The sequence below is a fragment of the Sphingobacterium detergens genome (assembly GCF_003610355.1).
Lineage (GTDB): Bacteria > Bacteroidota > Bacteroidia > Sphingobacteriales > Sphingobacteriaceae > Sphingobacterium > Sphingobacterium detergens.
This window is the reverse complement of the sequence record NZ_RAPY01000001.1, coordinates 1,585,451-1,611,194: the sequence shown is the minus strand read 5'-3', so window position 1 is coordinate 1,611,194 and position 25,744 is coordinate 1,585,451. Positions and strand designations below refer to the sequence as shown.

Below are 25,744 nucleotides of genomic sequence, written 5' to 3'. Positions count from 1 at the left end.
TGTGCGGCTACAGGAGAGGCAATTGCAAAGAAAATTAATATGTTAATTAATGATTTGCTTGTGTTCATGTACTTAGAGGTCAGTTTATTTTATATGGTTAATGCCATATCAGGATTGTTTTAATACTGTATAATTTGTTAAAACTAATATTTATTTCGAATCCTCAAGTACCTTCCTTACATAGTCAACCCACTCATAGTTTTGTATACTTTGGTCTATATAATAATCAGGTTGTATACCTTTGTTATCTATCGCCATATTGGGGATCCTGTAACTTTTACTAAGAGAATAGCCCAGCCTATATTCTTTGCAAGGGGATTCAACAAAATACATATTTGAGATGTCAAGTACACCAGCGGTTGTTGTACCGAAAAGCTTGACCTTTTTACTTTGTTTAGCTTCCAGTAGAAACTGTTCTGCCGTGCTTCCATTTCCACCATTGATGATGATGGCCACTTGTTTCGGATAGGGAAGTGTTGTGTAGCTGGAATCGATATTGATCATTGTTCGGTTTGGCCTAAGATTGACAAATTCCCCCAAATGATTATTTAAACTATCATATGCAGCTTTATAGAAAGGAACGTCTTTTGGATCAATACCATATTCCTCATACTTTTCACAGAAGTCCAACATTCGCTTATTATTTAATTTTGTGGAATAAAATGTTACACCAACGGTACGAATGGGGTTTGTATATAAGAAGGGAATAATTTCAGCATAACTGCCATCACTACCACCACCGTTATTTCGGATATCAATAATTAAGTTTTCTGTTTTTTCCAACTGTGGTTTATGTACAGCGATTAAACTATCAATTATACGCTTTTGTTTCCCATTAAAACTTGGTATACGCAGTAGGATTGTAGTTGCATTAATTTTTTGAAGATAGGGTTTATCGGTTGAATATGATCTTTCAAAATCAGCTTCCAAAGGAGTGTTTTCTACTATCGGATATTTTCTTGTATAGAAGTAATTGCCCAATAGAAACATATTTTTACTGATAGCCGAAGTGGAAGATATTTTTTCTGGAGATTTATCCCTAAGATAATAGGTGCCTTCTGATAGTTCATTATTTAGGGTGAATTTTAGGTCACCAACCATCCAATTATCCGCTGTAGATCCGACGATAATGCCTTTATATCCTTCAGGATATTTTTTGATAGCCACTTTGTAGGGGGGAGAGTCCCATATTCCCTCTAAATCTTGTCTTTTTTTTGCAGAGAGATAAAGCTTAAATTCTTCTTCGGAGAAAGGGATGGTAGGGTGAGCTATCTTGACGCTATGATCGTCTTTGGAGACAAGTACATCAACATCTTTTCCATCGATTCGGTTGATAGATAAATGGCCTTTGCGGATAAACTGTAGCCATTCTGATAGGAGTTTTGTACAGTCTAAATTTGATTTAACACCTGCTAATTTCTGCTCTATTTTGGTGTTATGTGCTTGGTAAGCGTCCAATCCTTTCTGATCTAAAGCATATTGAAAACCAGCATCATTTTCTTCGACAATTTTTTTGACCCATTTAAGGTTTTCAGCACAATTGCAGTTTTGTGCTTGTAGATTACAGCTAAAAATGAAAATAAAAACAAATGATAGAATAGACTTACACATACGATTGGCTTTTGATTGAAAGAAGGATGGCAATTATTTGACCAAATTCATAGTTACCTTGTTATGAGTTAGATATGATTTGTTGTGGATTTTTAAAAATGTCCGTTGACGGGCATAGTTGTTCGTTTACGGACAGTACATGTTGCGAAATTTTGCGGGGTATTCGATACAACGAGACGCAATTTTAAAATTAGGAGCGATTGTAAATCGTGCTAAAATTGGTTGAACTTTATTTGTGATTTAACCTGTCCAGATCAGAAATAAATAATCAGGTAGTTGGGGTGAATAGATAAAATTGGGCTTAAAAAAATCCTTCGTTTTTGTACGAACGAAGGACTTTTGAAGCTATATGTTTGGGGGATTATAGTTGTTTTATCTTTAGATTTCTAAAGGATACACCTCTTGACCAATCTTGAAGAGCGAGCTTGCCGCTAACATGTTGACCGAATTCCGGAAAATCTTTGAAAGTACTATGTTTTACCAGATCCTTCCATTTTTGCGAATTGAAATCCATTTCAGCTGTGACTTTACCGTTCAGATAGAAGGTTATTTTACCGTCTTTTTGTACAATGCTTGATTGGTTCCAATCATCTTTAGCTTTGGTGCTGACAAAATTTTGTTGTGGTAAAAATGTATAGAGACAACCAGCACGTTTCAATGGTTTGTCAAAGTCAGGGTGCGAATCTGCGAGCAATTGATATTCGGGGCCTGAGTGATAAGTCGCATTGATATCCGGCTGTTCCTGTACATTGACAAAAACGCCACTGTTGCCTTCCTTTTCCAGTTTCCATTCAAATTTGAACTCATAGTTCTTATAGTCAGTGTTGGACACAAGATCATATTTTTGACTTTCGTTGTTTGGATCGCAATAGATTGTACCATTCCGCACCAACCAGGCAGTAGGTGCTTTTTTCTCATTGTTGTAGGTATGCCAATTGTTCAGGGTAGTGCCGTCAAATAGGAGCTGCCAGCCTTCTTTTTGTTCTTCCTCAGTCAACGTATTTGGAGCACTCGCCTCCTTATTACACGAATAAAATAGACAGCTGATACAGGCAGCCACTGCAATTTTTTTGAATAGGTTTAAGTTTATCATTGTTTAAAGTTTGTTGTACATGAATGTTTTTAGGGACTTGATATACTAAAATAAATTTTAATGTTGGCTTTCCATTATAAATACAGGCTCTTATGCAAATTTGTTACAGAGGAAGCCGATGTAGCGAACTACTTTTCAGCGGAAATAATCAACATCATAGGCCTTCTCAATTCATCGCCCATTGCTGGAAAATTTTCGAGCATTTCTGTACTGGGTTCAGGTTCAACACAAGCGTTTATTTTAAATCCACTTTGTAGAATGCTACTGAGATAAGAAGTAATTGTTCTATGGTACTTTAGAACCGTATTTCCCAAAAATGTTGTCTCTCTGTCCCCCATGAGAAAATAGTTGTCTACAGGCCAATAGAGTTTGTCTCCATCTTTGTTGTAGATCCAATCTTGGTTACCCTGGGCAGTAAAAACAGGATGCTCTATCGAGAATAAAAATTGGCCTCCAGGTTGGAGCCAATTGTAAATATTCCGACAGAGTGCATCAAAGTCTTTTATGTAATGAAATGCCAAAGAACTGATCACCAGATTAAATTGTCCGGATCTGAAAGTAAGCTCTTCAATTGCATTTCGTTGGTATTCGATTCCTTCCAGTTTATTGATCTCGTTGGCCTTCTCCAGCATTTTTTCGGATAGATCTACGCCAATAACAGATTTTGCGCCATTTTCAATCACATATCGACAATGCCAACCATATCCACAGCCTAAATCGAGCACAGCATTGTCCCTCAGGTTGGGTAAGAGCTTTTGAAATTCATGCCATTCGCCAGCTCCCAATAAGCCTTTCTGTGACCGATACATTTTGCTATATTCTTCGAAAAATTTTGGATCGTCGTATTTATTTTCTTGCATCTAATGTTTGCGGGTTAAGTTTGCTCCCTATTCTTGATTGCCTAATTTACAGATTATTCATGTTTTTTGTTTTTATTTTTCGATAGTTTATCTCAGGGTTCAATTCTCATTTTGATAAAATAACCCTGTCATTCTGATAGGATCTAGCTATTTTGATTTTAGTCTTTTCTTTTTAAATCTATTGTCTTTTAGTGTTTTACGTTGTTCGTGAAAACTGTGGAATATTGTTTGGCATATAGGGGCAACGTATATAAAAATGAAGATGATTAGAAAAATAAAAGAATCGGCACAGAGCCCGCCCACATTGAAGCTGATATACCAACCGCGGATGATATGACATCTCCAAGAATGAAAATAATAGTTCACGAATCTTTAATAATCCACACCAAAGTGAAAACATCAGTACAGATAATAACTGGAATACTTTGTTTTTAGTTATTCTTTAAAATCTGATGGATTCCTTTGAGAAAAGTTAAGAAAATACAAAGTAGAACAACACTTAAGTTAACGTTAGCCATGAAAGATTTAAAAGAAAATCAGGAGCAGCAGCCGCCCCGGAAATTGTCTATGGATCGCATAGCGAAGGTTGTGATGATCATCTTGATCCTTACCATGATCTATCAGCTGTATCTCGGTTAAATTTTGAAAATACAATCGCGATATCAGCTTTTGGCGACAGGATATAGCCGGAATAGCCATTATGTCGAGTATATAATGGGCTGCAGTCCTCAGCCGGAATAAAACGAATCTAGGTGGTAGCAAAATGACAATGATGGGAAAATAAATGCCAAAGCGTAGCTATACGAATAGAATAAATGACAATCAAAAATTAAATAAATGAAGAAATTAACCCTGTTGACCTCCCTCGTACTTGGGTCAACAACATCAATATTTGCACAGGAAGACACAACGAAAAATAACCCGCTTTCATTCAACGGATATGTGGAAGCTTATTATATGCGGGATTTCAATAACCCTCTTGGAAATACACGGCCGGGTTTTGTTTACAGCCATAACAGGAACAATGAAGTGAATATTAATCTGGCCTTGCTAAAAGCTACCTATAATACGGAAAACACGCGGGCCAATGTAACCTTGGCAACGGGTACCTACATGAATGCCAACTATGCGGCGGAGCCAGGAGTATTGAAGAATATCTATGAAGCCAATGCTGGTGTACGCATCTCAAAGAAGCATAATTTATGGATCGACGCCGGTATTTTCTCTTCCCATTTGGGTTTTGAAAGTGCCATTGGAAAGGACAATTGGACAGTGACAAGGAGCCTTTTTGCCGATAATTCGCCCTATTTTGAAACCGGCGCAAAAATATCTTACACCTCTGCATCTGGAAAATTATTTCTTAGCGGACTTGTATTAAACGGTTGGCAACGTATACAGCGTGTCGATGGCAATAGTTTGCCTGCCTTCGGACATCAGCTTGTATATAAGCCGACCGATAATTTAACGATCAATAGTGGATCTTTTATCGGCAGTGATAAAGCGGATAGTGTCAGACAGATGCGCTATTTTCATAACTTATATGCTATTTATCAGCTAAATAGACAGGTCGGATTCACGGTAGGTTTTGACATCGGTGCAGAGCAAAAGGAAAAAGGGAGCAGCAAATACAATGTTTGGTATACCCCGGTATTAATTGCACGTTATACAGGATCCGATAAATTCAGCCTTACTGCTCGAGGTGAATACTATCAGGATAAAAAGGGAGTCATTATCTCTACCGAGGCAAAAAATGGGTTCCAAACATTTGGCTACTCGCTCAATGCTGATTATGCAATTCTCCCCAATGTACTTTGGCGGACAGAAATACGTAAGCTGACCAATAAAGAAGCAATCTTCCTAAATCGAAATAATAGTTTGGTAAAAAATAGCACAACAGCTGTTATGGCGCTAACTGTTAGTTTCTAAATAAAAACAAACCTTGCTGTTGTCTATTGATCCAACAGCAAGGTTACCGAAATAATGCGCAAAAAAGATGCTGCACCCCATTTTCAGCTGTATAGTTATGTCTCAGTTGTGGGAGCGGATTAATGTATGTATTAATTGTTGACCAATGCCATTGCGCCATCGCTATAACGAGCACCCACATTCGGGTATTTCCGAAGTATTTCTTCGATGGTGTTTAGATCCGAATCCGACAATTGGACTTCGATAGCACCTGCATTTTCTTCTAGATACTTTCTTTTTTTGGTACCTGGAATTGGAATGATGTCATTCCCCTGAGCGAGCACCCAAGCCAGCGCCAATTGTATTGGCGAACATTGTTTATCTTGAGCTAAGAGCGCAAATTCAGCAATCAAACGAGCGTTATTTTCCGCATGTTCTCCTTGATTGCGGGGAAGTGTCCTTCTGAAATCGTCTGCTGCCAGACTATCTAAATTTAAGGTATTGGAAAATAAACCTCTGGCAAGTGGTGAATAAGGGATTAAACTGATACCCAAATTACGTACAGTCTGTAGTATTTCTTTTTCTACATCACGTGTTAGCAGAGAATATTCACTTTGCAGTGCCGCAATGGGATGAACCGCATTGGCTTTGATGATCGAAGCCGGCGATGCTTCACTCAGTCCAAGATATCTTACTTTTCCTTCTTTGACCAGTTCCGCCATAGCGCCTACAGTATCTTCGATCGGGATATTCGGATCCACCCGATGTGCATAATACAGATCTATGGTATCGATGCGAAGTCTTCTGAGACTATTTTCTACAGCAATTTTTATCCAGGCTGGTGATCCGTCAAAATAGGTGTTTGCGGTGCCGCTTGGTCCCGCCTGTTCATCTTTGAAACGAAAGCCAAATTTGGTTGCAATAAATACCTTATCACGATTGGGAACCAGAACTTTTGAGATCAATTCTTCGTTGGCACCATTGCCGTACATGTCCGCTGTATCCCAGAAGTTTACGCCAAGGTCCAATGCCCTTTCAAGTGTAGCAATACTCTCTTTTTCGTCTGTAGGTCCATAGGCAAAACTCATTCCCATACAACCTAATCCAATAGCAGATAACTGTTCGTTTGTTGTTCCGAGATTTCTATATTTCATAACTGTTATATTTTGTTCAATACAAAAGTAGTGAAGGTATACGGTGTCTTACTTAAGACAATCAAACAGATAATTATATTATTCAAACAGTCGTCATCCGTAATTGGTTTGGTGACATTCCAGTATGTTTTTTGAAAAAGTTCGTAAAATAAGAAGGGTATTCAAAACCTAATTTATAAGCGATATCGGCGATATTCCAATTGGTATGCAGTAGCAATGCCCGCGCTTCCTGCGCAATGCGGCTGGCGATATGTGCGCTTGTGGTTTTACCTGTTGTTTCTTTTACAGAACGGTTCAGGTGATTGATATGCACCGAAAGGGCATGGGCATAATCCCCTGGGCTTTTCAGCTGCAAACCAGTATCCAATGTGTTTACTGGGAATTGACGTTCCAGTAGTTCCAAAAATAGACTCGATACCCGGGTAGATGCGTTGGTATATGCACCAAACTCCTGAGCAGGACTTGACTTCATTGTCTCATGGATCAATAGATGCAGGTAGCTGCGCAAGACATCGTCTTTATGTGCATAATCTGAATTCATCTCAGACAACATTTTTTTGAAAATTGTTGAGATTTCATCCAGTTGTTCTGTGTTTGGAAAATAAATTGGGTTGCTCCCAATTTTAAAAAGGGGAGAATCCTTTAAACTCTCTATGCGTTCACTATGTTGAATAAATTCTTCCGTAAAGACACAATACCATCCAGATTGTGCCGTAGACTCCGGTTCCCAGGCGTAAGGTACGACCGGATTGGCAAATAACATCGCCGGTCGATCGATCTGTATCCATTTATCAGCATAATACAATTTGCCCCGACCTATAATCAATGAAGTTTTATAGAAATCACGACGGTTATAAGGGGAGACCACCGTACAGGATTCTCGGCTAAACACATTGAAGTGACCAATGCCCGTATTATTAAGCGGTAAGTCTAGGTTCGCAAAGCCCGGTTGTCTTTTGTAGAAATCTGTTACACTTTCAGCTGAGTTCATACTACTAAATTATAAAATTCGTTTTACAAACCACGGTCATTTACAGTTCAATTTTCCCAGAGGAATTGCTGATAACTTCCATGTCTCTCAAATAAATAAGAGACTAGCCCGCCCATATAAACAATTCGCAGCATATAGAAGGGGTAAAATTGTGCCAAAATTTAGGAAGTACAAAAAACTTTTTGGCACAATTTTACCCCTGTGATTTATTGAATTACAAGTTGTTTTTTTGTAAAAAGTGGTTTTATTTCTTTTAATCGCATGATTTGTAGCATTGGTTTATCGCGGGTGAATTTAGGGGGAAACCAAGATCCCTTAAGGGAAAAGTAAATTCCCCTGTGAGAATGCTGTGTCCCCTTCGGAGAAAACTAAAATCCCTTAAGGGAAAAGTAAATTCCCCTGTGAGAATGCTGTGTCCCCTTCGGAGAAAACTAAAATCCCTTAAGGGAAAAGTAAATTCCCCTGTGAGAATGCTGTGTCCCCTTCGGAGAAAACCAAAATCCCTTAAGGGAAAAGTAAATTCCCTTGGGAGAATGCTGTGTCTCCTTCGGAGGAAACCAAGATCCCTTAAGGGAGAAGTAAATTCCCCTGGGAGAATGCTGTGCCCCCTTCGGAGAAAACCAAAATCCCTTAAGGGAGAAGTAAATTCCCCTGGGAGAATGCTGCGTCCCCTTCGGGGGAAAACAAAATCCCTTAAGAGAAAACCAAATTGCAATCGGAGAATCCTGCATCCCCCGAAGGAAAAAATGAAAATAAGAGCGATTTTCTAGTCTCCATTAATAGCTGCTTTAATCCTTTTAAAAAGCTTCATCTACAAAAGAGGCAAAAGATTTAGGTGATCTTTTAAGCACACGGTCAATCCCGTCACCTAAGGATTGATTTCTTCCATCGAGAATCTCCGAAAATGCGAATACAAGATGCTGAGCAACAGCTGGGGGGAGACCGTGTTGCAGTAACAGTTCCAAATAACTTTGTTTATCCAATTCACGGTAGGTAATAGGGCTGCCGATTTTTTCGGAAATGATTGCTACAGCATCTCGAAAAGTGTAGAGTATATCACCCGTCACTTCATAAACTTGACTATCGTGGATAGGCTCTAATAACGATGCAACAACGACGTCCGCAAGATCGTCAAGATCAACAAATGGCTCGCCGGCCTGTCCTGCCATAAAAACAACTTCTCCTGCCTTTATACCATGAGCGAAATGTCCCTCGGTAAAATTCTGATTGAACCAGGCCGAACGAACAATAGTCCAGCGAAGACCAGAATGTTGGATCACATTCTCGCACGCAACCACAGAGTCTTGGCCTCGGCCTGATAACAATACAATCTTTTTAATATTAGCTTTGTATGCATGTTCGGAAAGCACGCGGATTTGTTGTAACGCTTCAGGCATAGATGTATCCGGATGCACAATAAACAGTGCATTCACGCCTTGTAATACTTCAGCCCAATTACGATCATTCTCCCAAATAAAATACCGCGAATGCTTGGACGCTTTTTCCAATTCCCTGGTTGTAACAAGAACTTCAACTCCTTTGGCTCGTAATTTTTCTACTACCCGACGACCACTCTTTCCATTACCACCCAATACTAGTACACTTTCAATTTTATTGTTTGCCATTTATCTTTTTTTTATATTATTGTAAAGCTAGAGAATCATTCAGTAGATCAACATATCTACTATCACGGAGTATAGTGTACCAGTATGGCTAAGAAAGTAGATAACGATCATTATTGCCCCTTTCATTCTCCAGGCACTTTCCTGAAGATTCAGGATGCTTTGGAATGTTTACAGGGAAAATGGAAACTGCAGATCATCGCCGCCTTGTTAACAGGGCCGAAGCGTTTTAGAGATCTTGCGAATTATATCGCTCCGATTACAGACCGGATGTTATCCAAAGAACTTAAGGTTCTGGAAGGACATTTACTTGTCAGCCGACATAAAAAATCAACCTATTCGATTGAAATGGAATATACAATCACGGAACATGGTATGAGCCTAAAACCTTTGATTGAGAACCTCATTGAATGGGGGGATTTGCACCGAAAAGAAGTAATAGATAAACTACGCAAATAACATCTTTTTTCTGAGAAGAAAACCAACAACAAGCTACTATGATTAAAATATACCATAATAAACAATGCAGCAAGAGTTGCGCAGCGTTGGATTTTTTGCAAGAGCATACTGTAGATCTGCAGGTGCAAGAGTATCTTGAAGAAGTCCCCAGTAAAGCTGAGCTCATTGAAATATTGTCACAACTCGGACTTAAACCACTAGCGCTTATTCGAAAGAATGAAGCTCTATTCCTCGAAAAATTTCAACACCTTCAATTGACAGATGAGGAATGGGTTGAGGTGATGCTGCAAAATCCCATATTGATAGAACGGCCTATCGTTATTAAAGACGGTAAAGCGGTTATCGGCCGTCCATTGGAAAGAGTAATCGAGCTCTTTCCACCAAGATCATCCTAATGGCACAATAATTGCGCTATTTTTTCCATGAAACAGCTACTAAATATACTCGCAGCGATGCTGGATATTTTCAAATTATTTACATAGTTGAAGTATCGTTAACCGTCTCTTCCTAAGGAATAGAAATATGCCTTTTGAGACCTTTTATGGCATGCATTTCTATTTCTTAATAAAATAAGTTGATGCTATTATTGATGATTTACAGCTGGTAATACCGGACTGGTCTGATCAATAACGGAGCAGCTTGAAAGGATATTTTTTATCTGTACGATATGTCTGATATTGTGGTTAACCAGAAAACGGAAGGTATCTCCGAGACGGATTTTTATCCATTTATTGATGGAAATATTTGTTCGGATTTTGCCGAGATCTTTTGATTTTGCCTGCTCAAGTAATTGAAGGAAGTTCTCCTGCTGTTCCAAAAAGACAGCAAGCACCTTTTTGTCCAATTGCTTATATATAGGATCCATCTCCTGGAATGTCTTCATTTTGTTGGGCCGATCTTTTGGAAGTATACTTTTTGCGAAATAGTTTCCTAAAAGGCCACTGTTGAAATAGCTTGCTGCATTCGATTGACTAGCAGCCATTCTTCTCGAAATTTCAGGCAGATAGAAGTTTCCATAAAGATTGAGATGTGCGATACACTCTAAGGTATTCCATGAGCCTTTATGGGGCCGCTTATTGAGATCATCTAACGACAATGTTTTCAACGATTCAACAAAAGCTATATGTTCCCTTGTCTGTGTACTGAGCTGATCAAGTAATGTTAAAGATTTATATTTCATTTTCGTTTTTTTGATAAAATACACGAAAAAAAAGGGTAAAAAAATTGATTGAACTCAAGATTTACTGATCCGTGAAAAAGTTTCAGGTGTCATCCTCAAATAGTTGGCAATATGTTTATTGGGAATAATTTGGAATAAGAGAGGGTTTCTCTTAAAAACACGCTCATATCGGATTTTAGGGGAGTCCTGCAGCAGATCCTGTTCTCTGTCAAGCTGTTGCTTCACCAATCCCTCTAATATGTTGATGTAAAGCGAAGTGTTCTCAGGACTTTCGTAGACGAAATGCATAAAATCTTCTTTTTCCGCGACCAATACTTCAGTTTTCTTGATGGCTTGAATAACAAAATCTGAATGGCAACCATCAAAGAAGGAGTCCATGGCCACGATAAGATCTCCAGTATAACCTAGCCGGATAATCTGTTCGGCATCTTGTTGGAAGATGGAAATTTTAAGGCTGCCTTTTTTTATGAAGTATATTTTTGAGTCTACAGTTCCGCTGCTTTTAATCAGTTCATTCCGCTTGAATGTAAGCGTTTTCTTAAAAACGGCAGGTGTAATTAGATCTTTGAATACAGTCATGTCTGATATTGCTTTAATGAATGGAGCGCTCGTAATGATGAAAATTACTCCTGTTATCTTCCTTCAAATATGGAGTCTTCGGCCACAAATATGGTCGGGCTCCAGACTAATATGGATTTCTGAATAAAAAGTAAATATTTATTTTCAGATTTACAGCAGTAAATTGAAATCTTAAGCCCATAAAGGTGATCATGAGTAGTTAAGCTCGATGTGTGGAGCCTTTTGGGGTTGTGATAAAATGTAAATAGGAATCATTAGCTAAAAATAATATCTTAAAATTATGTTTAAATTTTTCAAAGAATTATTGAGTGCAGCAAAGGAGGGTGTAAGGGAAGCGAAAGAGGAACTCGCACAGGAAGCGGAATTGGATAAAGCCAAAAACCAGCAAATTAACAGTAAGGATATGCTGAACAATATTCCTTATGAAGAACAATTTGGTACGGCATTGGGAGCGGCATTCCGCGTTATCGTCTTTGGCGATTGGTTTACCGTATTTGGTAGTGCTGGTGATGATGGGACTTACCCGGTTCATCTATATCAGTTCGGGACTTATCCCAAACAAGCGGAGTACCGCGATGAACTGGTGAAACTATTGAAAAGAGACTTCGCTATTGCAGATACCGAAAGCTGCCTGCAAATATTAGCAGCATATTTTAACTTGCTCGGAATTAAGACAGGGGGTACCGCTCTGGAAGGTCGGGAAGATCAGATCGACAGTGGAAGCTGGGATATCGGCAAACCTGGCGTGGATGCGCTTGCTATTACTGTCAGTAGTCATATCACGACTGCTGCAGCTGATGTCGGGTATCTGCCGAAATCAGCCGCTTTGGACATTTTGAAAAAGCTTTCTTCCTACGCAACATTGCACTTTAAAGACTGGCATACATTCTCCGAAAAATTTTTGGAAGGAGAACATCATGTTGGGCTGAACAATAAAATTGGGAAATCTTATTTAAAAAGATATGTTGGCTATTTAAGGGAAAAGATAGGCAGTCCTTGGAATAATATTGATTGGAATACCCAACCAGTCCAAGACCGTGTGCTGTCAGCTATTGCTTGGACATTTCAGGCCAAGTCGTATCATAGCTCCCAGGAGTTTGATGCCGATGTTGCGGAGTATCAGCGTGATATTTTAGGCGATCGGGCGCAGTGGGATGCCAATGAAATTGTGGTCGATGCGCCCGAAATAGAGCTTTGTTATATGTGTTGGATCAAGGGAATGGAAGATTTGAATTCAATGGAGGTACTAATGGATGATGAAGAAGAAGCTTTTGATGAGGATAATGGAGATGATGGATATTTTCAAGTAGAAATATGTGCCCGAATCCAAGCTTCCAATGGGAAGAATTTTACCGCACTGGAGCTATTGTATCAAATGGAGAAACAATTGATAGGCAAGGAACTGGGGGATCACATATTCTTTGAAGGGCTTGATCGTGTCGGGAATCACTCCGGCGATACACCCTTGTATTATATCAGCTTTGGAAGCTAGTTTTTTTGTCATACTGTTGTTTATTATAAAAATAGCGGCATATTATGCCGCTTATCAATCACTCAATGACAAGCATTGAGTGATTTTTTATGTTCCCATCTCGATATCATCCCAATCTGAATCTTTGTTGATAAGCCACTCCAATGCTTTTCGGCGCTCATAGACGAGTCCTTCATTGATCAATGCTTGTTTTCCCTTTAGCCTCTCATCGACACAGTACCAATGTAAGCGGTAATAAAAATCAAGCATGGCGTAAATTTCATTTCCACTTTTTAACGACGACAGACGATCAATTTTTTCATTATTTTCATTGCGTTCGAGGTTTGGTAACAAGGAGGCCATATGGTCGCCACACCATGCGGTTTCATCCAGATTATCGACTAATTCAGTTGCCCACATCAATGCCCAGAGCCCCTCAAGGTACCATCTTAATGAATTAAGTTCACGGTCTGAAAGTGCATCGTTATCTTTTTGTAGAATTTCCTGTTCCCATTTCGATAAATGTTTGCTCAGACCATGATGGTCGATCCAGTTCCTGATAATTTCTACAGGAGCTTCAAAGGATATATTGATCAACGCATTCATGACAGACATTCTCCCTCTTACTGCATCAATGCTTCTGGTATTCGGATCCTCTAAAACTGGTAGCCAAGCTGTAAAGCGGTAATTTTTGGCCTCAATTTGTTTGATATTCGCCTCTTTTATGGCATTCTTTTCTTCTATAGTCATACTTTTTAACAATGATTTTTATTTAAATAGCCGGATTTCTCAGCTGAAAATTTATACATAGCTGCTTTAATCTTCATCTTCGTCTTCATCTTCAAATGAAATGTAAGACCAATCAACATCAAGTACTTCGAGTATATTGTCAAAGAGTTGCGGATCCATTGTTCCGACAAATGCCCCTTGACATACGCCGTTGCCATCAAAAGAAAGGCTAATAACATCCGTATAATCGCGGGTAAATATTTTTTGGTTATCAACACTCAATTCCGGAATTAATTCCCAACCAGATTCCACAGCAGTCACCATAGTGGATGGAATCGTATGAAGACAATTGGCATAATAGCGTAAACCTCCAAAAGTACCATTGTAGATTGCCATCATCAGCAAAAAGTCTGAAACATGTGCTTTTTCTAGCTCCCAGTCTGAATCGTATGCGGTATCGTAATTTGCATACACTGGCGGATTATCCAAAGATAGATCTGTCGTTTTGATTCCCCAGGTGACTACAGCCTGATTCTCTTCATAGATGGGTAGATAACCATCCAATAGCGTTACATCATCTTCGGGGCTAAGTAATCGATTATAGCAATAATTGATGTTACTATTTGCGCCCAAAGTCTGATAATATGTCCGTAAAGTTTTAGGAAAAACGAAATTTATTTTTTCTTCAAGTTTCTGGATCTCTAGTTCGCTATATCCGTCAATACCATCCTGTTCTAAAGCAAATAACTTCCTTATCTTATTTAAATAGTCCATCGGTTTTGATTTTACAGTACCTAAAATAGTTAATTCAGCAGCAAAATAAAACCTCCGGCCCATCTTATTTCGCTGTCGTCTATAAAAATCTGCATATTGGATTAAATTTGATAATTTTATGCTGCTAATTAATTATTGCATTACATATTTAGACGTTTTTTTTGATGTCTAGAGTGAAAGACAAGTTTCGTTTAATAAAGAGAAGAATGTATTTATACCTTATATTTTTGATAGGCTTTGCGCTATTCATTGTACTATTTAGCCTAATTTTCAGGAAGTATACTGCTGGATTTAAACCTAAAAATAATCAGATCAGTTATGAAGCTTCAACTGATTTGGTAGGAGAAGAGATCAGAAAGATTTCATCCCGTCCTTTCCTGTTTGGCTTGGAAGATAATCTTGTCAGTGATGAAGATCTCTATTTTGATGATATAAACTTTTATGCTATTGATAATAAACAGCAGAGAAAGGCGGTTTTCCCGCTAACGGATATCATCGAGCTGAGCAAGACTTCGATAACAATCACAAATCAAAGGGTCTGGCAAGTCATTATCAATGGGGCTGACAATCATAAAATAGTATTTAAGTTTACGCATAACTATACCCTATGGAATAAAGATTTTGTGAAATTTTATAAGAAAATAGCGCAAGTAAACCCCGCCGCAATAAAATCGAAATGGAGTCTTTGGACAATGTAAAGGAGATCGATTTATCCCAATTTGAGAATAACCTTTTCATTTTGATATCATTTTTCTTATTAAAAACTTTGTAAAATAAATTTATAGAGCTGTATTTCAGTTTGTTATTTCTTGTTTTTTGTTTTGGAATGTTGTTTGGCTTATGCCAGTAACAATGAATAATAGGTATTCATAAAAACAATGCAATGGAAGCAAGAAAAAAAATGGATGAAGGACAGACGGTGGATTTTGTTGCCGCTGTAATCCCGGAGCTGAATCTTAGACTCAGGAAAACCGAACTTAAAAAGGACTACAAAAATATTGTCAATGTCATATCTCAGTTTGCGGAGGATGTCATTTATGCCAAAGATTGGCGCCGTTTTGAATGGGTCATGCAGGTCGTGGCTTATGTACTTGAGCGCGGAACTTCAGAACTCCAGATTGTAATAAACGGATTACTCCCAAAGACCTTCTCCAGATTTAAAAAAGCATGTAACACGATTGAATGGAGTCACCTGGAGGCTCGTTTGCCGCTTTCGATACAGCAGCTTATTCTTCCAGAAGGTAGGAATGACTAAGAGAAAAACAAACCTGGCGAATACTATTCCTATGAAAATAACTAATGTAATCATAGAGTAGGCTTGTATAACCGATTGCAAATCAAAATCGATTGCGGGCCGAAGTTCGGATGACTGCCGGTGATATTTAATATCGGATTTATAAAAAGCTATTGTATAACAATAATGTTTAAACCGCTTAAAGTGAATATATGATGAATATAAAGCAAGCTCAGGAAATCATTGTTTCGGTGATACCATTGGCGCAAACAGAAATTTCGCAGCCAGAAAATGCTGGCAATCCAATCACAACAATCCGCATCCTTACATCGTATATCGAAAAGATGATCGAGCAGGGACGCGAGGATGAGTTAGGTAAAGCACTGCATCTGATGGAATACATGCACGAAAAAGGGGAGCGGAGACTCCAAAATGCAGTGGAGAATATATTTGTTTTCTCATTGGACAGTATTTTGACAGCCTGCCCCGAATCGCTGCGTGGAACGGTGACTGGCAAGATTCCCATCGGAATTTATACCGCTTACATCAATCAACTGTATAGATCAGGTTATTAAACCTGATCTATATCAAAACAATTCTCCCATTTATTGATTTCCAATAGCCCTGTTGGAGTAGTTTATCAATTGAAGTATTGATAATGCTATCAATTTGAGCACCGGTTTTAGAAAAAGCAAAAGCTCTGGCTGTAGCGCGTACAAGATCCTCTCTTAATAGAGAGAGACTGTTGTCCATGACCTCGATAAGTGCGATCTCTATTTCCTCAGGTGCAATATCTTCGATCGCTCGTTTTTCAAGGTTATTGTCGCGGTAATATGTCAGCGCTGTGGCCGATTGTTCCTGATCCCAATAAAAAATTTGATGGTAAAGCTCCTCCTTTACTCCGGGCAATTTTCTCGTCAGTTCAGTTAGATACTGCACAAGTTTTGAAGTGGCTCTTGTGGTGTTCCATAAACGTAGCACCTTGCGAAAGAGATGGTTTTGACTGATTGGAGATTCCGTACGGATGATCTTCAGGATCTGATCGCTCAATACCGTTCGATAGGCCACATCATAAATTAATTCTGGACTTGCTGTTGTCATTGGATTGACTTTGGCACTTACATAAGGTTTCATTTTAGATAAAACAATGGCATCATCGGATAGCACTGAAAGGGTGGTTTTCGATTGTGCTTGAGAAGCATCGATGATGATAGGCTCTTTTGCCGTTGTATCGTTTACGATGCGTTGAATTTCCGCTTTAATGGCATTCAGTATTTTATCTCTGTTTTTTATCCAGTCTAAGGTCCAGATGCGGTAAATATTCCAGCCCAGTGATTGCAGCACATTCGGAATCAGCAGTTCCCTGTCATTGGTTGTCTGTGTATTGAAATAGTTTTTCCCGTCAACCAATATCCCCAAAATATACTGATGAGCATGCAGCGGATCCACAATACCAATATCAACGCGATAGCCCGAGGTACCGATATTTGTTTTCACTTTTATACCCTGTTGGTCTAAATATTTCGCGATCGATTGGATGAGCGTATATTTTTCCTGATCATGGGCTACTGCTTCAGCTGTCTGCAATACGCCTCTTTCAGCGAAGTTCAAAAAGGCTTTTAGTCCCTCCACACCAGCCGAACTGGTACGGTTTAAATCAATCTGATCTCCCTTTAGCGAAGAGAAAACACGCATTTCGTATCGGGCCCGGGTCACAGCAACATTGAGTCTGCGCCAACCGCCATCACGATTCAAAGGACCGAAATTCATCGATACCTTGCCATCTTCGTCTGGGCCGTAGCCGATGGAAAATAGAATAAAATCACGTTCGTCGCCCTGGACATTTTCTAAATTTTTAATAAAAATAGGCTCATCACCCTGTAGTGCCGTTTCTTCTAAGTCGGGATGCGCTGAGAATAATGACTGCAACAAATCTTCAATTAAATTCTGCTGGGTTTGACTAAAAGTGACCACACCCAATGAACGATGGGGACGATGTTCCAAATGCTGTTTTATATATTGGATCACTGCCTCAGCCTCCTTTAGGTTTGTTCGGGTTTTCCCCTTGTCGTAATGACCATCGATAAATTGAAAACTTACTTTCTTATCCTGATCGTCATGGGAAGGAAATGTCAACAATTTGTTCTCATAAAAATTGGAGTTACTGAAAGAAATAAGACTTTCATGTTTACTGCGATAATGACGCAATAGGTATTTCGATGGAATGGACAAGGCAAGGGAATCATCCAGGATGCTTTCCAGGTCTTCTAATTCCAGATGATCTTCATCAATTTTGTTGCTGGCAAAGAAGCTCGTTGGTGGCATTTGCTTTGGATCCCCCACAATAATGGCCTGTTTAGCCCGGGCAAGGGCGCTGATTGCTTCTGATGTCGGTAGCTGCGATGCTTCATCGAAAATAACCAGATCGAAATGATCGGTATTTACATCAAAATATTGGGCAACCGAAATCGGACTCATCAGCATGCAGGGTTTGAGTCGCGGAAGTAAGGTCGAAATCTGATCAAATAAACGGCGGATACTGACTCCACGTCCTCGATTTCGGATCGCACGTTGTAAGATTCCAATTTCCGAACTATGAACTGCTTCTTGGGAGAGATTCGGGATTTTGTTGCTGAGCTCCAAAACCAATTGCTCCCGTACCAATCGGGTAAACTCTTGATGAAGTGTCTTGTATTGTAAAATCTGTGCTTCATATACAGCTGCATCAAAACCATTTAAAATGCTGGACTGATCCAAAGAATTTACAAAGTAATTGAGATGCAATACACTTTCCATATCCATGCTCAGTGCATCTTTATTGATTTTGTTCGATTCAAGTAGATCAATCAACCAGGATAGTCCCAGCTTTATGCCCTGATCCTTATAATAATTGTATCGGATCCAGTCTTCAAGTTGATCTAAATTTTGTTTTATTTGATTTAAAACCTCGACTTCTGGAATATGAACTAAAAATGCCGAAATGGCCTGATGCTTATCTGCGTAATGTTGGAGCGTTAAAATAAGGATAGGCATTCTCAACTTTAGATCTATATGTGCGAGTATATAGTTTAACCAAGATTGAAAGTTTTCAAATTTGAGCTGTTGCGCCAGTTCATTGAATGCCCGCAGTTCTTGCTGATGCTGTTGCAGCGTAGCTAAATTATAGGTATTGCCTATGAGATAATAACTCGTCGCCTCGTTTATCGGATAGAATTGCGGTTCCGCTAAATTCTTTGAGACCAGATCGAAGGAATTTTTCTGATAAAAGAACTGATCAACCTGCTGTTCGGAAGTAATTTTGTTTGTGGCAAAACCATTTAAGAATTTTTTTACTTTACGTTGTTTCAACCATTTGGGCAGAAACCAGGAATGTTTTGACTGATTCCATGTGGATTCAATCAGATTCCAGTCTGTCGTAAATATTCGGTTGCCAAAATCTGTAACAAGCGCGTTTTCTAATGTCTGTTTTTGGCTTTGCAGTTCAACCCAATGATCAAGTAAATTCTTTTGACGAACATCAAAGTAGACATTTACGATGGTCTGATGCGCCGAAAAGTGCGTGATCTTTTCGAGAAGTGAATATAGCGAGGTCTTGTTTTCGATCCAATTCTTCGTGAGATTCAATTGCAGATCCGAGAGGGCTTTCGTTGCCTCAGCGTCTGCCTGTATATAATCTTCGATAGATTTCTCGATATTATTTTTGTGAGCAAAGTTCTGATCTTTCAAGTGGATCAAGTGCAATGGGTGCTTGTCAATCGCTGGTAATTTATGCGTTAACTCTCCGAAGGGGATTGCCCAGTCCTGCCAATTATTCCAGGTCTTTTTGTCAATATGTTCCAGTTGCAGGGATAGCAACCAGTCCGTGTTGATTTCGATATGATGACTGTCTAAATACGAAACGGAATCATACAGGCTCCAACCCACTGCAAAGGGCTGATGTAAGGAGTCAACATATTGACTTAATGCTGCTTTGCGCTGATCAATACGTTGTGCTTCTTCCTGAAAATCGATATGGCTTTGATACTTGGGTGTTTCCAGGCTCTGTTCCAATTGCCGTAGAACATCTGATTTTTTAGATTTATTTGAGTGTAACTCTAAACAGAAGGAGCCTAAACCAATTTTTTCCAAACGGCGATGTACCACATCCAAAGCCGCCTTTTTAGCAGCGACAAAAAGCACTTTTTTGTCATTCGCTAGTGCATTTGCGATAATATTGGTGATGGTTTGGGATTTGCCGGTACCTGGAGGGCCATGTAATACAAAGCTTTTATTCGCATTGGAGTGACGTACAGCTTCAAGCTGGGAATTGTCTGTTGGAATGGGTAATGTCAACAAGGAAGAGGGGAGCTGCTCCAGATTTTCCGAATCACCGGTGATATCCAATAGATCCGAAAGCCGCCCATCAATCAGGCTCTTTACAATGGTGCTTTTTTTAATTTCTTCTGCATATTTGGTTAGGTCTTGCCATAGAATAAGCTTGTTAAAAGAGAAGTTACCAAGGACAACCTGTTCCTGAATATCCCATCCTTCCAGATTTAAAATAGACTTTCTTAAAATGGCGAATACTTTTTGTACGTCGACCCCTGACTCATCCATCGGTAGCACTTCCAAGGCATTAAGGTTAAGCTTAAATTCCTGTTTGAGATATTCCAACAATGTAATATTGATCATGGCCTCTTCTTCACGGCTTCGGAGCGTAAACTTGGTGTTGACAGATCTGCGTGATAATTCAACAGGAATCAATAGGATGGGGGCAAGTCTAGGCTGTTGATTTGTTTTGGGTTCAAACCACTTCAATAAACCGACTCCCAGGTACAAGGTACTCTTTCCATTTTCCTCTTCGGCCAATTTCGCATTGCGGTACAGGTGTGTTAAGATATTATCCAGATCATCCTGATGATAAAGTGTCAGCAGGCGATTATATCTGAATTCGTCGTCAGCAAGCTTGAATAATGGCTCGGAAGAATGTAAGGGTTCTAAATAAAGATTGTAACGACGTAAAACCTCTTGACTGTTGTTGGGATGTATGGTAAGTGATTTTCCGTTTGACAGATGATCTTCCAAGAGATCTGTTTTCAGATCCACTATTTGCAACATACTTTTAGTGAACCGGAGGTTCAATAGGTTATTTCTGAGTGAAAGATCAAGCAGCTTTCGTTCCCAGATTTTTTGTTTTGTTAAATCTTTGACTTCACTGAGAACGAGATCCAGTTTGTTGTCATCGATATTAAAATAATCGATAGCCTGTTTTTTGGTTGATCCAGTGGTATTCTTTAATGCTGCGTTGTTCAGCTCGTCCTTTCCAGTAAAAGGTAAGGGAAGGATCCCATGCGAACGGGCATGTTTGATATCGAGGGATAAAATAAAGTTGTTGGCATGTAATAGCTGCGTTTCGGCGATGTTCATTGCTTCCCGCATGGTATAGGCATTTCCTCGGCATAAATGCGTAGATTCGATCAAAGCGATATCATCAATACCATGTGCGATCCGTTTTGAAATAGCGGCTTGATCATAATTGACAACAGCTTCTAGTCGCTGGTCGCTGAGCCAAACGCCTATAAATGCATGCCCTTGAGTGACAATAAGAATTGGATTCAGATCGATAGCTTCCAGACAGGCTGCAAATAGTAGCGAGATATCGATACAGTTTCCAAACTTCGTTTCCCAGATCTGATCGACCAGACGAATACGTTGACCTTCAGTTTCAAAACTTGCAGGCATGGCGCTGTATGTAATATTGATATTTAAAATAGCCTGATATAGGGCCATTACTTCCTGCAGGACACGATCCTTGCTATCGGATTGATAGCCCAAAAACGCTGGCGTTAACCTGTTTTTCTCAAGAATTTTGACCGCCTCTGCTTTAATCGTATAGATGATATCGTGATTGGGCAAAACGTAAGAAGCCAATAACTCGGGGTACTTACTTAATCCGCCAAAATAATCCATCGGTAACACGTTTACGGTGAATTTTTGCTGATATAAGATTTCATTTTTAGAATAAATCGTACAGGTAAGCGTATCCAAATCTTTCTCTACCAGATTCCGGATAAATGGAATGTTGTAGTCGAAAGCTAAATTTTCCACTGTCACTGGTGTTCCTTCCAAAAACCTGTCTATATAAAATGTGTAGGGGCTGAACAATCCGATTTCAGAAGTAATCTCAATTTTTATCTGTTCAATATCCTTTGTAACCGCGGTGATTTTAATTTTTTCCACCAGCGACAGATTATGGAAACAGAAGCTATAATTAAAGTGAGAAGCTTTCTCTATTGCAACCTGAAAACAAGCATTAGTTTCGATCATTTTAAAAAAAAATATATTAGTTTAAAGATATAGAAAATTTATATACTCCCAATTGCTTTATACGCTATTTCTAGTTGTCGTTTTGAGTGTAATTTTTGGCAAAATATATAAAGGAGGCATCTTTAATTTTGTGTCAGATTTAATAAGTGATTTAAAATGAAAAAATTATATGCCTCCCTTATTGGAGTAATGTTAGCTGTGTTGACCAATGTTGTCATGGCACAGGCTCATAAAACACAGGTCTTGGTTCTTATTCATTCCGATAAAGGCGGAACGTATGAATTAGCCAAGGAAGTTGCAAAAGGTATTGAACACAATGGTAAGGTACAGGCTGTGGTTAAACTGGTGAAACCATCCTCTGATCCAAAGCTGAGTAGTCTTGCTGTGGCAACAGTAGAAGAACTGCCTAATTATGACGGGATTGCATTTGGATCACCTGTTTATTTTGGTAATATAAGTACAGCAATGAGCGAGTTCCTTTCCAAAACAGTAGACCTATGGTCCCAGCATGCTTTGGAGGGCATCCCCGCTACAGTATTTATGTCTGCAGGGAGTGGTGCTGGAAAAGAATTGGCATTGCAGTCATTCTGGAATAGCCTAGCGGTACATGGGATGATTCTGGTTCCTACCGGTATTATGGGGAATGACAAAATAGATAAATCCATCCCACAGGGAAATACAGTCTTGGGGACAACAAGTCTCGCTTCATTGACAGCTACCGAAAGACCAAGCAAAAGTGAGCGTTATCTGGCCGGGCTGCAGGGAATGAACTTTGCGAAGGTTGCCCTAGCGCTAGCGGGTACTAGGGAAAATAAGGTTCTTGATAAAAAAAGTAGCCCAGCTCATCCGGATGTGGTAGCAATCCATAATCGCTTACGGGAAAACAATATTGTACTTCCAAAAGTGCCCCAACCAGCGGGGAATTATCAACCTTATGTCCGTTCCGGAAATTTAGTCTTTATCAATCAGGTGGCACTCAAAGATGGTAAAATATTTAAACCCGGAAAATTAGGGGCCGGTGTAAGTGAGCAGGAGGTGAAGGAAGCGACTGAAATAACAATGCTTAATGTACTTTCTGTTCTTAATGAGGCGGTCGGTGGAGAGCTAAACCGGGTCAAACGTTGTGTACAGTTAACCGGAATTTTCAATACGAAAGACGATTATAGTAAACATGCCGACCTGATGAATGTGGCATCCAATCTTGCTGTTACGGTCTTTGGCGAAAAAGGGAAACATGCCCGGGCGACTTTTGGAGCTTCATCTTTACCTGTAAATTCATCAGTAGAGATACAGGCGGTCTTCGAAATTGAATAGCTAGCTGTGAGTGATAGATCGCTGTGAAAATCGACTGCGGGACCTTTCTGACCAATAAACCGGGTGCAGCGAGCTATTGATACCTGAATAAAAAAACGGCGCTATAAAATAGACAATAAAAAAATGCCAATGTGATAAACATTGGCATTACCTTATATGTCCTATAAAGTTTCAGGGATGTTATTTTTTAACTTCACCTTTATATTTTACTGCACCATTTACATATAAATCTGATTTATCAGCGTCATATTTATAGGTATCCTTTTGGTATGTATTGTTTTCGGTTTTATCCAAAATAATCGTTGTTTTATTGTCGTCTGGTAAAAATAACTCCATTTTAGATTTATCATCATTAGCGACAACAAATGCACTGATGATAGCATCGCCTTCTTTAACATCAACAGGATTCAGACGTGTTCCTACATTAAAGACCTGAATACACCCCTGTTTAACTTCACTCCAGGTTTGGCCTGCGCCAACAAGACATCCATGTTCATCCTTATCTCCGCCGATAGATGGTGTTTCTTCTTTGGCCAGACTGTCTGTTTTCTCAGCAGATTTTGGTTGCTGTGCATTATTACATCCTGCAAATAGGATAACACATAGTGCTAAAAATGCTATTTTTTTCATTTTAATCGGTTTTTTATATGTTTTGTTCTGCACTGCAATAAATATACCATACTTGTCAAATTGATCCCTTTGTTTAAAAAAAATTAAGTGAACCGTAAATATTGTCATAGGGCAAGTTAATTTAATACGCTGTTTATTAATATTGTATTGCAGCTAATATTGCGGGTCAACCATCGCTTTATGCCGGCTGAAAGCAGTTATTTGAAATATATATTCAATAGGCGGTAGAAATGAATAAACGGATCGTATTTAATCTAAAAATATAACATATGGAAGACGCAAACTCAGGGGAAAAAAAACTTGTTTCAGTTGTTTTGGTGGAGAAACCGCTCGAAGATGTCTGGGAACACTGGATCGGATCAGCGTCCATAAGACAATGGAATATTCCATTCGATGATTGGCATTGTCCGGAGGTAGAGAACGATTTTAGGGAAGGTGGGCAATTTAATTTTCGAATGGAACGACGGGCTGATCATGAAGGCTTTGATTATCGTGGGGTATATGATCGTATTATCCCATTAGAATATATTGAAAGTACCAGTGGCGGAAGAAACTGTATTGTTGAATTTCAGGCTATCGATAATAATACGATTATAAGGGAGACGTTTGAACCAGACGCGGTGACGCCACTGGATCTTCAGCAAAATTTCACCGACGCCGTTCTGATCAACTTTAAAAAATTTGTAGAAAGCAGATAAATCTAGATCTTTAATAGACGAAACTAATTAAATTGAATAATGAGCATGTTGAACAATCACTCAGGCTATGCAGCCGCTAACGGGATAAAGTTATACTATGAAATATATGGGGCCGGAAAGCCACTAGTGCTTATCCACGGCGGTGGCTCCTCAGGTTTTTTTGATTTTGAGGAAACGGTGATCCGATTGAAAGGTCGCTATCAATTGATTTTGCTGGATATGCAAAATCATGGTCGATCGGAGCATAGGGCCGTTCCGGAAACATTTGAACAGGATGCAAGGGATATTATCGCGGTGTTGGATTACCTTGCGATCGAAAAAGCCTCATTTTTAGGCTTCAGTAATGGCGCAACGACCATTTTGAAACTCGCTTCTCTTTTCCCGGATAGGGTAAACAAATTGATTGCTGCTTCGGGTAACACCAAAAGAGAGGGCTTGTTAGATGGCTTTTTTGATAGCATGTCAGCTTCTACGATTGAGGTTATGCCGCCTTATTTGAAAGAAAATTTTTTGAAATTGAATCCGGATCCTGAAAAGTTTAAAAATATGTATGAAAAGGATAGCCAGCGCATGATAAATTTTCAGGATTTTGAACCGGGTACCTTAGAAAACTTAGCTTGCCCAGTATTTCTGATCGGAGGAGATCAGGACGTGGTCAAAGGGCAGCATTTGGCACAAATGCAACAGCAGATTCCCAATGCACGGCTCATGGTTCTACCCGCTAATCATGGTAATTATATGATGAAAGATTTTAATGGACAAATAGATAAAGAGTTAATTGATTTTACTGTCCTTCAGATTCAAAAATTCCTTGAGGCCGAATAGCATTTTCCTATTCAAGTCCTATTCGTTGGGTTGAGGCGATTTTAGTACATTAGTACAGCAGATGAGATAGTTAACGGCGCATACTACGTTCCAAACTTCGTATGCGTTGTTGATTTTTGCCATCAACACGTGAAGCAACGGCCCATATTGCTGCGGGCAACCAGCCCAAAATAGTAATTTGGAGGATTAAACAAATAATTCCACTGAATATTTTGCCTCTTAAAAAGAAGGATAACCAAGGAAGTAGTACTGCAATCAATATCATATCAAACGATTTATAAAAGAACTGTATAATAACCAAAAACAAGA

At 39.2% G+C, this 25,744-nt stretch carries 24 protein-coding genes; 11 read left to right on the top strand and 13 right to left on the bottom strand.

Going from position 1 to position 25,744, the window contains the following annotated elements; all coding sequences use genetic code 11:
• Window positions 1-150: 150 nt before the first annotated feature.
• From DFQ12_RS07005 to DFQ12_RS06995, 3 genes are all read right to left on the bottom strand, one after another.
• A complete protein-coding gene (locus DFQ12_RS07005; protein ID WP_120258243.1) occupies window positions 151-1,611 on the bottom strand; it encodes a S41 family peptidase in 1,461 nt (486 codons plus the stop codon).
• 361 nt (window positions 1,612-1,972) lie between these two features.
• Window positions 1,973-2,704, bottom strand: a complete 732-nt coding sequence (locus DFQ12_RS07000; protein ID WP_120258242.1) for a 3-keto-disaccharide hydrolase — start codon at window positions 2,702-2,704, stop codon at window positions 1,973-1,975.
• A gap of 128 nt (window positions 2,705-2,832) precedes the next feature.
• Complete coding sequence (locus DFQ12_RS06995) at window positions 2,833-3,564, bottom strand: class I SAM-dependent methyltransferase (protein WP_120258241.1); 732 nt, start codon at window positions 3,562-3,564, stop codon at window positions 2,833-2,835.
• Window positions 3,565-4,080: 516 nt separating this feature from the next.
• On the opposite strand from DFQ12_RS06995, the gene DFQ12_RS28470 reads away from it, so the two are divergent.
• Window positions 4,081-4,203 (top strand): hypothetical protein, encoded by a 123-nt coding sequence (locus DFQ12_RS28470; RefSeq protein WP_279634402.1) that lies wholly within the window; start codon window positions 4,081-4,083, stop codon window positions 4,201-4,203.
• A 198-nt stretch (window positions 4,204-4,401) separates the two neighbouring features.
• On the top strand, window positions 4,402-5,490 hold the full coding sequence (locus tag DFQ12_RS06990) for a porin (RefSeq protein ID WP_120258240.1): 1,089 nt from the start codon (window positions 4,402-4,404) through the stop codon (window positions 5,488-5,490).
• A gap of 131 nt (window positions 5,491-5,621) precedes the next feature.
• On the opposite strand, the gene DFQ12_RS06985 is transcribed toward DFQ12_RS06990, so the two are convergent.
• The 3 genes from DFQ12_RS06985 to DFQ12_RS06970 form a co-directional block, all read right to left on the bottom strand.
• On the bottom strand, window positions 5,622-6,623 hold the full coding sequence (locus tag DFQ12_RS06985) for an aldo/keto reductase (protein WP_120258239.1): 1,002 nt from the start codon (window positions 6,621-6,623) through the stop codon (window positions 5,622-5,624).
• A gap of 82 nt (window positions 6,624-6,705) precedes the next feature.
• Window positions 6,706-7,614: a helix-turn-helix domain-containing protein gene (locus DFQ12_RS06980; protein ID WP_077435089.1), complete on the bottom strand. Its 909-nt coding sequence runs from the start codon at window positions 7,612-7,614 to the stop codon at window positions 6,706-6,708.
• 797 nt (window positions 7,615-8,411) lie between these two features.
• Complete coding sequence (locus DFQ12_RS06970) at window positions 8,412-9,239, bottom strand: NAD(P)H-binding protein (protein WP_120258237.1); 828 nt, start codon at window positions 9,237-9,239, stop codon at window positions 8,412-8,414.
• 84 nt (window positions 9,240-9,323) lie between these two features.
• Here DFQ12_RS06970 and DFQ12_RS06965 point away from each other — a divergent pair, with 84 nt between their 5' ends.
• A complete protein-coding gene (locus DFQ12_RS06965; protein WP_120258236.1) occupies window positions 9,324-9,695 on the top strand; it encodes a winged helix-turn-helix transcriptional regulator in 372 nt (123 codons plus the stop codon).
• A 38-nt stretch (window positions 9,696-9,733) separates the two neighbouring features.
• Window positions 9,734-10,090: an arsenate reductase (glutaredoxin) gene (arsC, locus tag DFQ12_RS06960; protein ID WP_120258235.1), complete on the top strand. Its 357-nt coding sequence runs from the start codon at window positions 9,734-9,736 to the stop codon at window positions 10,088-10,090.
• 188 nt (window positions 10,091-10,278) lie between these two features.
• On the opposite strand, the gene DFQ12_RS06955 is transcribed toward arsC, so the two are convergent.
• Window positions 10,279-10,875: a DinB family protein gene (locus DFQ12_RS06955; RefSeq protein ID WP_120258234.1), complete on the bottom strand. Its 597-nt coding sequence runs from the start codon at window positions 10,873-10,875 to the stop codon at window positions 10,279-10,281.
• A gap of 54 nt (window positions 10,876-10,929) precedes the next feature.
• Window positions 10,930-11,454, bottom strand: coding sequence for a Crp/Fnr family transcriptional regulator (locus DFQ12_RS06950; protein WP_120258233.1), 525 nt, complete (start codon window positions 11,452-11,454; stop codon window positions 10,930-10,932).
• A 280-nt stretch (window positions 11,455-11,734) separates the two neighbouring features.
• Between DFQ12_RS06950 and DFQ12_RS06945 the strand changes: the two genes are divergently transcribed.
• Window positions 11,735-12,946: a DUF1266 domain-containing protein gene (locus DFQ12_RS06945; protein ID WP_120258232.1), complete on the top strand. Its 1,212-nt coding sequence runs from the start codon at window positions 11,735-11,737 to the stop codon at window positions 12,944-12,946.
• An 87-nt stretch (window positions 12,947-13,033) separates the two neighbouring features.
• Here DFQ12_RS06945 and DFQ12_RS06940 read toward each other — a convergent pair whose 3' ends face one another.
• Together DFQ12_RS06940 and DFQ12_RS06935 are read right to left on the bottom strand one after the other, a co-directional pair.
• The gene (locus DFQ12_RS06940; RefSeq protein ID WP_120258231.1) at window positions 13,034-13,675 is read right to left on the bottom strand and encodes a DUF4272 domain-containing protein; all 642 of its coding nucleotides are present in this window, start codon (window positions 13,673-13,675) and stop codon (window positions 13,034-13,036) included.
• A 66-nt stretch (window positions 13,676-13,741) separates the two neighbouring features.
• Complete coding sequence (locus tag DFQ12_RS06935) at window positions 13,742-14,428, bottom strand: SMI1/KNR4 family protein (protein WP_147420348.1); 687 nt, start codon at window positions 14,426-14,428, stop codon at window positions 13,742-13,744.
• Window positions 14,429-14,634: 206 nt separating this feature from the next.
• On the opposite strand from DFQ12_RS06935, the gene DFQ12_RS06930 reads away from it, so the two are divergent.
• The 3 genes from DFQ12_RS06930 (at window position 14,635) to DFQ12_RS06920 (ending at window position 16,237) form a co-directional block, all read left to right on the top strand.
• Window positions 14,635-15,126 carry a hypothetical protein gene (locus DFQ12_RS06930; protein WP_147420347.1) on the top strand — a complete coding sequence of 164 codons (492 nt, stop codon included), beginning with the start codon at window positions 14,635-14,637 and terminating at the stop codon, window positions 15,124-15,126.
• Between the two features lie 185 nt (window positions 15,127-15,311).
• Complete coding sequence (locus tag DFQ12_RS06925) at window positions 15,312-15,683, top strand: hypothetical protein (protein WP_120258228.1); 372 nt, start codon at window positions 15,312-15,314, stop codon at window positions 15,681-15,683.
• Between the two features lie 191 nt (window positions 15,684-15,874).
• The gene (locus tag DFQ12_RS06920) at window positions 15,875-16,237 is read left to right on the top strand and encodes a DUF7674 family protein (RefSeq protein WP_120258227.1); all 363 of its coding nucleotides are present in this window, start codon (window positions 15,875-15,877) and stop codon (window positions 16,235-16,237) included.
• A gap of 7 nt (window positions 16,238-16,244) precedes the next feature.
• Here the strand turns inward: DFQ12_RS06920 and DFQ12_RS06915 are convergent, their stop codons facing one another.
• Window positions 16,245-21,881, bottom strand: a complete 5,637-nt coding sequence (locus tag DFQ12_RS06915; protein ID WP_208642456.1) for a DUF3320 domain-containing protein — start codon at window positions 21,879-21,881, stop codon at window positions 16,245-16,247.
• A 243-nt stretch (window positions 21,882-22,124) separates the two neighbouring features.
• Between DFQ12_RS06915 and DFQ12_RS06910 the strand changes: the two genes are divergently transcribed.
• A complete protein-coding gene (locus DFQ12_RS06910) occupies window positions 22,125-23,282 on the top strand; it encodes an Atu1372/SO_1960 family protein (RefSeq protein ID WP_120258225.1) in 1,158 nt (385 codons plus the stop codon).
• Window positions 23,283-23,462: 180 nt separating this feature from the next.
• Here the strand turns inward: DFQ12_RS06910 and DFQ12_RS06905 are convergent, their stop codons facing one another.
• Window positions 23,463-23,912 (bottom strand): hypothetical protein, encoded by a 450-nt coding sequence (locus tag DFQ12_RS06905; protein WP_147420346.1) that lies wholly within the window; start codon window positions 23,910-23,912, stop codon window positions 23,463-23,465.
• Between the two features lie 269 nt (window positions 23,913-24,181).
• Between DFQ12_RS06905 and DFQ12_RS06900 the strand changes: the two genes are divergently transcribed.
• Both DFQ12_RS06900 and DFQ12_RS06895 read left to right on the top strand, forming a co-directional pair.
• Window positions 24,182-24,610: an SRPBCC domain-containing protein gene (locus DFQ12_RS06900; RefSeq protein WP_120258223.1), complete on the top strand. Its 429-nt coding sequence runs from the start codon at window positions 24,182-24,184 to the stop codon at window positions 24,608-24,610.
• Between the two features lie 45 nt (window positions 24,611-24,655).
• Window positions 24,656-25,435 carry an alpha/beta fold hydrolase gene (locus tag DFQ12_RS06895; RefSeq protein ID WP_120258222.1) on the top strand — a complete coding sequence of 260 codons (780 nt, stop codon included), beginning with the start codon at window positions 24,656-24,658 and terminating at the stop codon, window positions 25,433-25,435.
• A 70-nt stretch (window positions 25,436-25,505) separates the two neighbouring features.
• Here DFQ12_RS06895 and DFQ12_RS06890 read toward each other — a convergent pair whose 3' ends face one another.
• Window positions 25,506-25,700, bottom strand: a complete 195-nt coding sequence (locus DFQ12_RS06890) for a YqaE/Pmp3 family membrane protein (RefSeq protein WP_120258221.1) — start codon at window positions 25,698-25,700, stop codon at window positions 25,506-25,508.
• Window positions 25,701-25,744: the final 44 nt, after the last annotated feature.